This window comes from Mesorhizobium sp. dw_380 (genome assembly GCF_018588885.1).
Classification (GTDB): domain Bacteria; phylum Pseudomonadota; class Alphaproteobacteria; order Rhizobiales; family Rhizobiaceae; genus Mesorhizobium.
Genome location: NZ_JAFFIW010000022.1, coordinates 48,449 through 60,868, shown reverse-complemented (window position 1 = coordinate 60,868; position 12,420 = coordinate 48,449). Strand labels below are relative to the sequence as shown.

General features: G+C 63.2%; 12 protein-coding genes. 3 read left to right on the top strand and 9 right to left on the bottom strand.

Translation table 11 applies throughout. The features are described from left to right. Positions 1 to 12: 12 nt before the first annotated feature. From JT360_RS20865 to JT360_RS20845, 5 genes are read right to left on the bottom strand one after another with little or no spacing between them, the layout of a single operon-like run. On the bottom strand, positions 13 to 402 hold the full coding sequence (locus tag JT360_RS20865; protein ID WP_214473633.1) for a hypothetical protein: 390 nt from the start codon (positions 400 to 402) through the stop codon (positions 13 to 15). 42 nt (positions 403 to 444) lie between these two features. Continuing rightward, positions 445 to 1,431 (bottom strand): hydroxyacid dehydrogenase, encoded by a 987-nt coding sequence (locus tag JT360_RS20860; RefSeq protein WP_214473632.1) that lies wholly within the window; start codon positions 1,429 to 1,431, stop codon positions 445 to 447. Positions 1,432 to 1,433: 2 nt separating this feature from the next. Next, positions 1,434 to 2,153, bottom strand: a complete 720-nt coding sequence (locus JT360_RS20855) for a FadR/GntR family transcriptional regulator (RefSeq protein WP_214473631.1) — start codon at positions 2,151 to 2,153, stop codon at positions 1,434 to 1,436. Positions 2,154 to 2,155: 2 nt separating this feature from the next. After that, complete coding sequence (locus tag JT360_RS20850) at positions 2,156 to 3,325, bottom strand: mandelate racemase/muconate lactonizing enzyme family protein (protein ID WP_214473630.1); 1,170 nt, start codon at positions 3,323 to 3,325, stop codon at positions 2,156 to 2,158. Positions 3,326 to 3,384: 59 nt separating this feature from the next. Continuing rightward, a complete protein-coding gene (locus JT360_RS20845; RefSeq protein ID WP_214473629.1) occupies positions 3,385 to 4,272 on the bottom strand; it encodes a sugar phosphate isomerase/epimerase family protein in 888 nt (295 codons plus the stop codon). 399 nt (positions 4,273 to 4,671) lie between these two features. Between JT360_RS20845 and JT360_RS20840 the strand changes: the two genes are divergently transcribed. From JT360_RS20840 to JT360_RS20830, 3 genes are all read left to right on the top strand, one after another. Then, complete coding sequence (locus JT360_RS20840) at positions 4,672 to 5,727, top strand: sugar phosphate isomerase/epimerase family protein (RefSeq protein ID WP_214473628.1); 1,056 nt, start codon at positions 4,672 to 4,674, stop codon at positions 5,725 to 5,727. A gap of 56 nt (positions 5,728 to 5,783) precedes the next feature. Then, complete coding sequence (locus JT360_RS20835) at positions 5,784 to 6,971, top strand: Gfo/Idh/MocA family protein (RefSeq protein ID WP_214473675.1); 1,188 nt, start codon at positions 5,784 to 5,786, stop codon at positions 6,969 to 6,971. Positions 6,972 to 7,156: 185 nt separating this feature from the next. After that, positions 7,157 to 8,008, top strand: coding sequence for a sugar phosphate isomerase/epimerase family protein (locus tag JT360_RS20830; RefSeq protein WP_214473627.1), 852 nt, complete (start codon positions 7,157 to 7,159; stop codon positions 8,006 to 8,008). A gap of 83 nt (positions 8,009 to 8,091) precedes the next feature. Here JT360_RS20830 and phnE (JT360_RS20825) read toward each other — a convergent pair whose 3' ends face one another. From phnE (JT360_RS20825) to phnC, 4 genes are all read right to left on the bottom strand, one after another. After that, on the bottom strand, positions 8,092 to 9,459 hold the full coding sequence (gene phnE / locus JT360_RS20825; RefSeq protein WP_214473626.1) for a phosphonate ABC transporter, permease protein PhnE: 1,368 nt from the start codon (positions 9,457 to 9,459) through the stop codon (positions 8,092 to 8,094). 1 nt (position 9,460) lies between these two features. After that, positions 9,461 to 10,432 carry a phosphonate ABC transporter, permease protein PhnE gene (phnE, locus tag JT360_RS20820; protein WP_214473625.1) on the bottom strand — a complete coding sequence of 324 codons (972 nt, stop codon included), beginning with the start codon at positions 10,430 to 10,432 and terminating at the stop codon, positions 9,461 to 9,463. Between the two features lie 57 nt (positions 10,433 to 10,489). Next, positions 10,490 to 11,398, bottom strand: coding sequence for a phosphonate ABC transporter substrate-binding protein (gene phnD, locus JT360_RS20815; RefSeq protein ID WP_214473624.1), 909 nt, complete (start codon positions 11,396 to 11,398; stop codon positions 10,490 to 10,492). 102 nt (positions 11,399 to 11,500) lie between these two features. Continuing rightward, positions 11,501 to 12,358 (bottom strand): phosphonate ABC transporter ATP-binding protein, encoded by an 858-nt coding sequence (gene phnC / locus JT360_RS20810; RefSeq protein WP_214473623.1) that lies wholly within the window; start codon positions 12,356 to 12,358, stop codon positions 11,501 to 11,503. Between the last annotated feature and the right edge of the window lie 62 nt (positions 12,359 to 12,420).

Sequence of the window (12,420 nt, the reverse complement as noted above, 5' to 3'; positions counted from 1 at the left end):
GCGGACGGCGGATCAGCGCGATGAACAGTGCTTGCGCTCGCTGTCCTTGGCGGTGCGCACGATGCGGGTCGCGGCCAGCCAGGGCAGACTGTAGTCCTTGCCGGCGATGGTCTGGGTGCGGTGCTCGATCGAACCCCTGACAACGATCTGTCCGCTGTAAAGCACGTCGGACTGATCCGTTATCGCCTTGTCGGCCTGCGGCAAGCCATCGGTGTCGATCGACACACCCTTGATGACCGCGCCGGTGGCAAGATCAAGCGCGCTGTTCGACGGGCAGGGCGCCTTGAAGCAGCGCAGCCCGTTGTCGCAATAGACATAGCTGCTCTCGGCCGCGGCGAGTGTCGGCAAGGCGCAGATCGAAGAAGCGGCAAGAATCAGAAATGCGAGGCGAAGACCGGACATGGCCCTCAACGTTGCGGAGAATTGGGGCGAAACGGCGATGCACTATGTCTCGATCGGAAACCGACGCCGGTAGTGATCGACCACTTCCGGATTGCGCAGATTGATGGGCAGCTTGCCCGTCAGCACCAGCAGGGCCTCGCCAGCCGCGCCGACACCCATGCGCATCATCGATTCCTCGGTGATGCCCGCCATATGCGGGGTGATGATGACGTTGTCGAAGCCGAAATAAGGATGATTCGACGGCAGTGGCTGCGTTGAAAACACGTCGAGCGCGGCTCCGCCGATGCGGCGTTCCTGCAAGGCCTCGATCAGCGCGTCGTCATCGACGACCGGCCCGCGCGAAACGTTGATCAGCAGCGCATTGGGTTTCATGCGGGCGATCCGCTCACGGCTGATCAGGCCGCGCGTCTCGGGCGTCAGCGGACAGCACAAAACGATGATGTCGCTCTGCTCGACCAGCGCGTCGATCGACAGGAAGCCGACCTTCTCCGGCGCCGGCTGCATGCTGCGCGTCGTGGCCACCACCTTCAGGTCGAAGCCGTGCGCCGCGATATGGCCGACCGCCTGGCCGACGGCGCCAAGACCGACAATGCCGATGGTCTTGCCGGCAAGTTCGATGTTGGCGTTGGCATGCTCGCGGCCGGCAAGCCAGCCTTTGGCGCGCAGGTCGCGGTCGACCCTGCGGAATTGCCGGAGCAGCGCAAGTGCGGTGAACATGACATGTTCGGCAACCGAGCGCGCATTGACCGCCGGAACGTTGGCCACCAGCACACCGGCCGCGGTTGCCGCCTCCATCGGGATCATGTCGAGCCCCGCACCATGTCGGATCGCCGCCCTCAGCTTCCAGGCGCCCTCGAACAGCGCCGGCGGCAGCGGCGCACGCACGATGACGATGTCAGCGTCCTTCGCCTCCCTGGCCAGCGTGCCGGCATCGAGCGCCGAGGCAATGGCAAGCTGGCCGGCGCCGGCGAGCTTGGCCGAGGCGCGCGGGTGCAGCGGATGAGTCGACAGGATCTTTGGCTGGGCCACGATCAGGCCTTTTCGAATTCCAGGCTCGGCGGTGCGACCGCCTTGCCGCTCTCGATCAGACCCTTCCAGTAGCTCTCCGCCCCTTGCAGATGGGCGCTCATCAGCGCCTGGGCGAGATTGCCGTCGCGGCGCAGCAGCGCCTCGTAAATCTGCACGTGCTCGGCATGCGAGCGCACGCTGCGTTCGGGGTCGTTGAAGTAGATCGGCAGGCGCTGTTCGCCCATCAGGTAATAGACGCTGCAGATGTTGTGGAAGACGCTGTTCTTGGTGGCGCGCACGATCTCGAGGTGGAATTCGCGGTCCTCCTTGGCGAGGCCTTCGCCGGCGGCGATGCGCTCTTCGGAGGCCTTCAGGATTTCGCGCAGCCGTTCGAAATTCTCCTCGGTGGCGCGCGAGCAGGCAAGCTCGGCGGCCTTGATCTCGTGGATCTTGCGCAGTTCGACCGTTTCATAGATCTGCAAGGGATCGAGCGGCAGGCCGGCACGCGCGAACAGCGCCAGCGCCTCGACACTCGCCTGCTTGGTGTCGATGTAGATGCCTGATTTGGCCCGGCGCTCGACGATGCGCATGGCTTCGAGAATGGCAAGCGCCTCGCGGATCTGGCCGCGGCTGACGGCGAAATGCTCCGCCAGTTCACGTTCCGACGGCGTGCGGCCGCTCTCCTTGTCCGAGTGGGAGAACAGATAGGCCGCGAGTTCCGCGAGGAGGTTCTTTTCTTTCATTGTCAACAGCGTTGCGCGTGCGCCTCCAGGAACCGCTCCGAAATGGTGAATCCCAATCCGGGCTTTTCCGGGATCGCTATCATACCGTCCCTTGCTTCGACAGTCTCTTCGATCAGGTCATGGATCATCGGGTTGGCGCCGAGCGAATATTCGACGGTGAAACTCGACGGCGAGGCGGCGCAGACATGTAGCCCGGCGAAGAAGCAGGGCGCGCCGGCCCACAGATGCGGCGCAAAGCGCAAATTGAAGGCGCTGGCGATGGTGCCGATCTTCATCGCCTCGCTGATGCCGCCGCAGAAGGCGGGATCCGGCTGGAAGATGTCCGCGGCCTTGAGCACGGCGAGGTCGCGGAAGGCATAGCGCGTCGCCTCGCTTTCGCCGGTGGCGATCGGAACGGCGCTAGAGGCACGCACTTCGGCCATGCCCGGCTTGTCGTCGGCGATCACAGGCTCTTCGAACCAGGCGAGATCGAGGTCGTCGACGAGATGGATGAAGCGTTTGGCTTCCGCCACCGTATAGGTGCCGTGGGCGTCGACCATCAACTCGACATCGGGGCCGAGCGCCTGGCGCGCGGAGCGGACGCGGGCGGCGGAAACATGCGCCGCACCATCCATGGCGCCAACACGCATCTTCAGCGCCTTGAAACCACCCCGGGCGATGTAGGATTTCAACTGCTCGCCGATGGCATCGGCGGAGGCCCAGCCGCCGGAGGCATAGGCCGGCATGCGATCGACCTTGCGGCCGCCGAGCAGCCGCCAGACCGGCAGGTCGAGGGACTTGCCCAGGACATCCCAGAGCGCGATGTCGACGGCGCTGATGGCCGCGATGCTCATGCCGCGCCGCGCCAGTTGCGGCATGGCGTGGCCGGCGCGCGCCGCACTGTCGTGGCGCACGCCATTGTAGAGCATCTCCCAGATGATTCCGATGTCGGCCGGATCACGGCCGATCAGCTGCGGGCCGACCTCATGGTTGAGCATATGGACGAGCGCGCCGTAGCTGCCGGCGCTGCCGGCGGCGTTCTTGCCTTCGCCCCAGCCGACCAGCCCGTCATCGGTTTCAACGCGCAGAATGGCGGCGTCGAAGGTCGCCACCTGGCCGAAGTCGCTGCGGTGTTGGCGCGCGGCTTCGATCGGAATGCGGACCCACCAGGCTTGGACGGTCTTGATGCGCATATTTTTCCCCAGCCCTGCCGCCGGTCGGGCGAAAGGGCAAATTTCCCAACAGACCTCGACTACTTGATCAGCGGCAGCAGCGTTTCGGCGGTGATGCGCATCTGGTCGGTGTAGAATTTTTCGGTCAGCACGCTGGAGCCGTGGTCCTGGATGAACTTCAGCTGTTCAGGCGAGATATCGACCGGGTGGCGCTCGACCATGTCGGGATAGGGTGCTGCCGGCGTGCGGTCGACCGGGGCGACGAACTCATTGGTCAGCGCGCCGTCATAGCCGACTTCCTTCAACGTGGCGACGATCCTTGGCCAGTCGATCTGGCCAAGGCCGGCGGCGAAGCGGTTGTTATCGGCGACATGGAAATCGAACAGGCGCTTCCCGACCTTTCGGATGGCATCGTAGACGTTAAACTCCTCCATGTGGATGTGGTAGGCGTCGAGACAGACGCCGCATTCGGGGCTGACCGCATCGGCCAGCGCCAGCGCCTGGGCGCCGCGATTGAACAGATAGGTCTCGAAACGGTTGAGCGGCTCGACCGCGATCTTGACGCCGACCTTCTTGGCGTGGGTGAAGCACTCGCGGGTCGCGTCGACAACCCACTTCCATTCCTCTTCCTCGGTGCCGTCAGGCACCACCTTGCCGACCGTCGCGGGGACAAGCGTGATGATCTCGCCATCGAGTTCGCTGACCATGGTCAGCACGTCCTTGACGTACTGCACCGAGCGCTCGCGCTGACCCTGGTTCCTGGCGGCAAGGTTGCGTTCGCCCAGCATCAAGGTCACCGCGCCCCAGCAGCGGATGCCATGCTCCTTCAGCAGTGCCCGCGTCTCCTTGGTCTTGTACTGCGCGGGCTCTCCGGAAATCTCGATCGACTCGTAGCCGAACTTCTTGATGCGCTTGAGCGTCGTCTCCAGCGGTTCCGCGCGCATCCAGTTGTGCGTCGAAAGATGCATGGTCTGTCCTTCCCAAATTCGTCCGTACGGTTTGCCCGCGACATGCATCGCCGAAAGACGACGCAAAGGTTCCTCCCCAAGGCATCCCCAGCCTTTTTCCTGCAACTGGTTCGACCAATTGGGCCTGTACCGAGGTCTACAGCAAATTCCCCAGAACGGCAAGAAGCGCGGCAGTGCAACTTCCTATGCGGATTATTTCATTGATTATATTGCGATATATGTCGCTATTTCGCATGGTCGAGCCGCTTTGCCGATGCATTGTGAGGCTTGACCAAATTCGCTTATTTGGTAATACCAGAATGGCAGGGCTGCAATGCGCTCGATGCGAAAAGACCAAAGTGACTGGCCCTGCTTCCAATCGGCGCTATGCTTGGTCGCGACAAATGAGGGAGGATGCCGATGCCGACGACAATGAAGGGCCCTGGACTGTTCCTGGCGCAGTTCGCGGGCGATGCAGCGCCGTTCAATTCGCTGGCCTCGATCACCAAATGGGCGGCCGGTCTCGGCTACAAGGGCGTGCAGATCCCGACTTGGGACGCGCGCCTGTTCGACCTCGAGAAAGCGGCGTCGTCGAAGGCCTATTGCGACGAGGTGAAAGGCATCTGCGCTGACGCCGGCGTCGAGATCACCGAATTGTCGACGCACCTGCAGGGGCAACTGGTGGCGGTGCATCCGGCCTATGATGCCCAGATGGATGGCTTTGCGCCGCCATCGGTGCACAATAATCCCACAGCCCGGCAGAAGTGGGCTGTCGAACAGATGAAGTTCGGCGCTAAAGCATCGCGCAATCTGGGCCTGAATGCTTCAGTGTCGTTTACCGGCTCGCTGGCTTTCCCTTACCTCTATCCGTTCCCGCAGCGGCCGGCTGGACTCATTGAGGAAGCGTTCGGCGAGCTCGGCAAACGCTGGAAGCCGATTCTCGATGCCTATGAAGACAACGGCGTCGATGTCGGCTACGAAATTCACCCCTCTGAAGACGTTTTCGATGGCGCCACCTTCGAGATGTTCCTCGACGCGGTCGGCGGCCACAAGCGCTGCAACATCAATTACGACCCGTCACACTTCCTGCTGCAGCAGCTCGATTATCTCGAATTCATCGACATCTATCACGAGCGCATCAAGGCGTTCCACGTCAAGGACGCCGAGTTCAATCCGACCGGCCGGCAGGGCGTCTATTCCGGCTATCAAAGCTGGACCAACCGCGCCGGCCGCTTCCGTTCACTCGGCGACGGGCAGGTGGATTTCGGCGGCATCTTCTCCAAGCTGACGCAGTACAATTACGATTCCTGGGCCGTGCTGGAGTGGGAATGCTGCCTGAAGCATCCCGAGGACGGTGCGGCCGAAGGGGCACCTTTCATCCAGCACCACATTATCCGCGTGACCGAGAAGGCATTTGACGATTTCGCCGCCGGCACCACCGACAAGAAGCTGTTGCGCGCCATGATGGGTATCTGACACGACTTACCCTTTCCTCGATGGGGAGGAGCATCCAAGACATGAGGGAGAAAGACATGGTCGGCGCATCGAAGTCGGAAACGGGAGGCGGCCCGATCCGCTACGGCATGGTCGGTGGCGGGCAAGGCGCGTTCATCGGCGCGGTGCACCGGATCGCGGCGCGCATGGACAATGATTTCGTGCTGGTGGCTGGCGCGCTGTCTGCCAATCCCGAGCGTGCCAAGGCTTCGGCCGCCGAACTCGGCCTCGATCCGGACCGCAGCTACGCGTCCTACGCCGAGATGGCCAAGGCCGAGGCCAAGCGGCCCGACGGCATCGAGGCGGTGGCGATCGTCACGCCGAACAATGTGCATGTGCCGGCGGCCAAGGCGTTTCTCGAGGCCGGCATCCACGTGATCTGCGACAAGCCGCTGGCAACGACACTGGCCGAGGCGAAGAAACTCGCGGCGATCGTCGAAAAGACCGGCAAGGTATTCGTGCTCACCCACAACTACACCGCCTATCCGATGGTGCGGCAGGCGCGCGAGATGGTGGCCAAGGGCGTGCTCGGCGATATCCGCATCGTGCAGTCCGAATATCCGCAGGACTGGCTGACCGAGGACCTCGCCGCCACCGGCCAGAAGCAGGCATCCTGGCGCGGCGATCCGAAACAGGCGGGGGCGGGCGGTGCGCTGGGCGACATCGGCACCCATGCCTACAATCTCGCCCGGTTCGTCTCCGGGCTGGAGCTGGATTCGCTCTCGGCCGATCTCGACGCCTTCGTGCCGGGCCGGCTGCTCGACGACAATGTCAATGTCATGCTGCGCTTCAGGCCCGCCGGCAAGACGCATCCGGCCAAGGGCATGATCTGGGCGAGCCAGGTGGCGCCCGGGCATGAGAACGGGCTGAAGCTGCGCATCTATGGCTCGAAGGGCGGCCTGGAATGGGTGCAGGCCGACCCCAACTATCTCTGGTACACGCCGTTCGGCCAGCCGAAGCAGTTGATCACCCGCAACGGCGCCGGCGCGCTGCCGGTGGCGGGCCGTGTCAGCCGCGTTCCATCGGGCCATCCCGAGGGCTATCTCGAAGGCTTCGCCAACATCTACCAGGAGGCCGCGCGGGCCATCCGTGCGGCGCGCCGCAAGGGTGGCAAGCCGGCAAAGGATGTCGCCTTCCCGACCATCCAGGATGGCGTCGAAGGCATGGCTTTCATCGAGGCCTGTGTGAAGTCTTCGAAGAAGAATGGAGCGTGGACCAGGCTGTAGCGGCGGCGGGTAACAAGGGTCCGCCTCACCCGGACCCCTCTCCGAGGGGAGAGGAGGTGCCGGCGCCGATGCTAAGTCTCTTCTCTCCTCGGGGAGAAGGTGGCCGCGAAGCGGTCGGATGAGGGGGATTTTGCGCGAAGCTGGCGGGAACAGCCAGGACGCGCCATCAAATGGGAGGGGCGTCGATGAAAATCGGCATGTGCATGTTCTTGTGGACGACGGCGGTGTCGAAGAAGCACGAGCCGTTGCTTCGCGACATCAAGGCGACCGGCTTCGATGGCGTCGAGATACCGATCTTTTCCGGCACGCCGGACGACTACAGGAAATTGGGCGAGCTGCTCGACCGCATCGGCTTGGAGCGGACAGCTGTTTCAGCGATGGGCGATCCCGCGATGAACCTGATCTCGGCCGATGCGGCAACGCGCAGGGCCGGTATCGAGTACATGAAATGGGCTGTCGATTGCGCCGAGGCGCTTGGCGCAAGCACGCTGAGCGGCCCGCTGCATTCGACGCTGGGCGCCTTTTCCGGCTCCGGGCCGACGGCCGCCGAGAAGAAGCGCTCGGTCGCCTCGCAACGCGCGATCGGCGACCATGCCGGCAAACGGAGCGTAACCATCGGGCTCGAGGCGCTCAACCGCTTCGAATGCTATCTTCTCAACACGATGGCCGACCTGTCGGAGCATATCGACGCCATCGACCGACCCCACATCAAGGCGATGTACGACACCTTCCATGCCAATATCGAGGAGGCCGATCCGATCGGCGCCTACACGAAGCACCGCAGGAATGTCGTCCACATTCACATCTCGGAGAACGACCGCGGCGTGCCGGGGCGCGGCAACATCCCGTGGAAGGAAACCTTTTCAGCGATCCGCAAGAGCGGCTACGATGACTGGCTGACGATCGAAGCTTTCGGCCGTTCGCTCAAGGATCTGGCGGCGGCGACCAAGGTGTGGCGCGATTTTTCCGAGAGCCCGGAAGCGGTTTATCGCGAGGGGTATAAGCATATCAAAAACGGGTGGAAGAAAGCGGCTTAGCTTTCTTCGTCATCCACGGGCGGAGCGGAAGCGACGCGGCGCAGACCCGAGGATGACGAAGGCGCGGGGGTTCGCCAAATTAACTAACCCCGCTCGGCCTGGATCCTGTTGTAGTCGTGGATGGTGCGGCTCAGGCGGCGGCGCAGGAAGTTGGAGATGTTGTCGAAGATGAAGACGACCAGCAGCGTCAACAGCACCATGTAGAAGACGTTGGCCCAGTTGGAGTTGGTGCGCATCGCTTCCCATAGTTTCAAGCCGATGCCGCCGGCGCCGACGGCGCCGATGATGGTGGCGCCGCGGGTGTTGGATTCCCACTGGTAGAGCGTCTGGCTGATGAACACGGGCACCACTTCCGGTATCACGCCGTAGCGCTGCACCAGGAGGCCGTTGGCGCCGGTCGAGACAACGCCCTCGCGCGGCTTGTCGTCGATGTTCTCCAAGGCTTCGGAGTAGGTTTTGCCGAGCGTGCCGATCTCGGTGAAGAAGATCGCCGCACTGCCGGCCAGCGGTCCCGGTCCGAAGGCGCGGGTGAAGAACAGCGCCCAGATCAGCATGTCGACCGAACGCATGAAGTCGAAGAAGCGCTTGAGCACCTGACTGAGCACGCCGCTCGGCGTGATGTTGCGGGCGGCGAAGAAGGCCAGCGGGAAGGCAACGATACCGCCGAGCAGCGTGCCGAGAAACGCCATGACGATGGTCTGCAAAAGCTTCGTCCAGACGTCGCCATGCTGCCACTGGGCGTTGTTCCAGATGTTGTCGCCGGCCAGCGCGAGGTTCGAGGTGCCCGGTTTCAGTTCGGGCCCGGACACGATCAGCGAGATCACTTCCCCAGCGGATTTGCCGAAGAAGGGCGAGCGTGTGTCGAAGACGAAATTCGCCCAGCCGAGGAAGCGTTTGCGCACCTTGACCCGGTCGACGGTGACGCGCACTTCGCCGGCGAAGCCCATCTTGGCCACGATTTCGTCGTCATGCGCGGTGATCCAGTTCGGTACCGGACCCGTGACTATCGGCTTGCCGCTGGTCAGTGAGACCGGCACGGTCTGGCCATTGGCCACGATCGTCGCCTGCGTCTTGTCGAAGGTGACGGATTTAGCCGGCCCGTCGATCTGCACGGTGAAAGTGCCGTCCGGGTTCTTGATGACCCAGTCGGGGTCAGGGTTTTCGCCAAGCGCGGAAAAGCGCGGGTATTTGGGTGTGATCTCGGGCTGGTCGAGGCGGAACTCCGGCTGCAGATCATAGCTGATCCACTGCGACAGGAAGAGCGGCAGGCGCTCCCAGTGCGATTCCCGCAGCACCTGTGGCAGGCTGAAGAACCACATCGCATAGGCGAGGTAGAGCACGGTGCCCAGAAGCAGGAGCAGCGGGCCGAAGCGCTTGTAGGGCGGGCGCCGGAACACCTGCGGGAAGCGGTCCTCGATCGCGCTGATTTCGTCCGACGTCATCGTTGCCATATCAAGCCCCCATCAAAAAAGCTTGCTCGCCGACCAGCTTGCGGCGCAGCCAGGCGGAGAACTGGTCTACGATGAAGATGGTGGTGAACAGGAGCAGCACCAGCGCCAGCGTCTTGGCGCCGAAGCCGCGCGAGATGGAAAGCTTCAGCTCCTCGCCGATGCCGCCGCCGCCGACGGCGCCCATGATGGTCGAGATGCGAACGTTGATCTCGATCCGGAGCAATGTGTAGGACATGAAGTTGGGCAGCACCTGCGGCAGGCCGGCAAAGCGCACCCGCTCGAACCAATTGGCGCCAACCGCCCGCAGCCCTTCCTCGGCCCGCATGTCGATGTTCTCGTTGATCTCGTAGAACAACTTGCCCAGCGCGCCGATGGAATGCAGGCCGATGGCGATGATGGCGGCGACCGGGCCGATCGAAACGATGGCCGCGAACAGGCCGGCGATGACGATCTCGGGGAAGGCGCGCAGCAGCTCCATGAAGCGTTTGACGACGAGCCGCAGCACCGGGTGCGGCGTCAGGTTGCGCGCCGCGATGAAGGAAAAAGGCACAGCGAAGACGAAGCCGATGAAGGTCGAGACCAGCGCCACGTTCACAGTGGTCAGCATCAGCTCGAAATATTCGGGGACGTAGAACCCGCCCCAGACATAGACGCGGCCAAGCGGGAAGTTGAATTCTTGGGTGCCGGTGTCATGCGGCGAGGCGATGTCGAACAGCGCCCGCCAGACATCGTTCCAGTCCTTGGGAACGAGCCAGCTCAGGAAATCCAGAATGTGCGGCAGCCGGTCGAAGAAGTGGCCGGCATTGGCTTCGTCGGCGAACCACATGCTGGCGAACATCGCGACAAGCAGCAGGGCGACGCCAAGCGCTGTATAGAACCGGCGCAGCGACGTCTGGCGCCGCCAGGTATCGGCCATCTGGTCGGTGGCGCCAGAGGCGGCTGGCACGGACGGGGCCGTCACGGAAATGGTCATGATCGGAGATGCAAAAAAGGGCGATGTTTTGAACATCGCCCTTTTTTGATTTCGCCGTTAGCCGCCGATGGCTGCCTTACGGGCTTCGACGATCACCTTGTAGAAGTCCGCCTTCACCGGAACATAGCCGGTGAAATCGCCGCCCTCGACGCCTTCAAAGCAAGCCTTGTCCTTCTTGGGCAGGTCGGTGAAGAAGGCGGCCAGCTTGGCGGTCATGTCGTCGCCGAGCGCGGTGCTCACGACCAGCGGGCCGTTCGGGATCAGGCCGGAGCGCCAGACTTCGACGAAGTCGTTGGGATCGACGGCGCCCTTTGCGACTTCCTTGTGGAAGGTGCCGGAGGTGTAGCCGTTCTTGAAGTCGCCGATGCCCGAGGAATCATCGACCGCGACGTCGACCTTGCCATCGCGCACGGCCAGGACGTTGTTCTCATGGCCGCCGTTGAACTGGGTCGAGGCGAAGAAGGTCTCGTTCGAGGCGCCGGTGTCCTTCGGGATCTGGGTCAGCGGGATCAGGTAGCCCGAGGTCGAATCCGGATCGGCGTAGCCGAGCTTCTTGCCCTTGGCCGACTTGATATCGGTGATGCCGGAGGACTTGAGCGCCAGTCCGACCGAATAATAACCGGTGGCGCCATCGGTCTGCTGGGTGGTGAGGATCGGCGTGACGGCCTTCGGGTCCTTCAGCGCGACGCTGGCGTAGCCGGAAGCGCCGAGTTCGGCGAAGTCGAGCGTGCCGCCGAGCAGGCCCTGGATGACGCCGTCATAGTCGGCGGCCGGGAACAGCGAGACCTTCTCGAAGCCGAATTCGGCCTTCAAATGGTCGGCCAGGCACTGGTAGTTGCGCAGCCGGTCGGTTTCGTTCTCGCCGCCGAGAATGCCGACGCGGAATTCCTTCATGTCGGCGGCGTGAGCCATGCTGGTGGCCATGGCGAGCACCGAAACGGCGCTGAAAACCATCTTCCTGAACATCTGATATCTCTCCTGTAGGTTCCGGCCCCGCGCCGGCAGCGTTATCGATTTTGACAAGTGCCCTTGACGCGGGCGGACGATCCGAGCCGCTCTTTCTTGAACTCAGTAACCTGGGAATGCAGATTCGAGCGGTCCGGCGGATGCGGCGATCTTTCGCTTGAAGGCAACGCTGGTGGAGGTGATGGCCTCCGAAATTTCGCCGCCATTGCTGTCGGCACCATAGACGAGACGCACGGCTTCACGGTCGAGCTCTTCGGGCGCGCCATCGAAGACGACCTTGCCGGCGGCCATGCCGATGATGCGGTTGCAATAGGTGCGGGCGGTGTCGAGCGTATGCAGGTTGGTGACGACGGTGATGCCCTCGCGCAGATTGATGTCCTGCAGTGAATCCATCACCACCTTGGCATTGAGCGGATCGAGCGAGGCGATCGGCTCATCGGCGAGGATCACCCTGGGCTGCTGCATCATGGCGCGCGCAATAGCGACGCGCTGCTGCTGTCCGCCCGAAAGCGTGCCGGCGGGCTGCAGTGCCGCACTGGCGATGTCGAGCCGCTCGAGGGCGGCGACCGCCTCGGCGCATTCGGCGCGGGAAAACATGCCGAGAAGGTTGGACAGGGTCGAACGGTGGTTCAGCTTGCCGAGCAGCACGTTGGTCAGGACATCGAGGCGCGGCACCAGGTTGAACTGCTGGAAGATCATGGCGCAGTCGCGCTGCCAGCGCCGCAACGGCGAACCCTGCAGCTTGGAGACTTCGGCGCCGTCAAAAAAAATCGATCCCTGGCTGGGATCGATGAGACGGTTGATCATGCGAAGAAGGGTCGATTTGCCGGCGCCCGAACGGCCAATGACGCCGACCATCTGACCCTGCGGGATCGAGATGCTGATATCGCTGACAGCGGTGTTCTTGCCAAATCGTCGGGTGACGCCGCGGATTTCGAGCGTGGCTGAGGCTGCTGGCATGGGCAGGTTCCCGTCAGGACCATGTTGATCGTCAGCCTCTCGCCTAACGCAGCCACGTGAAC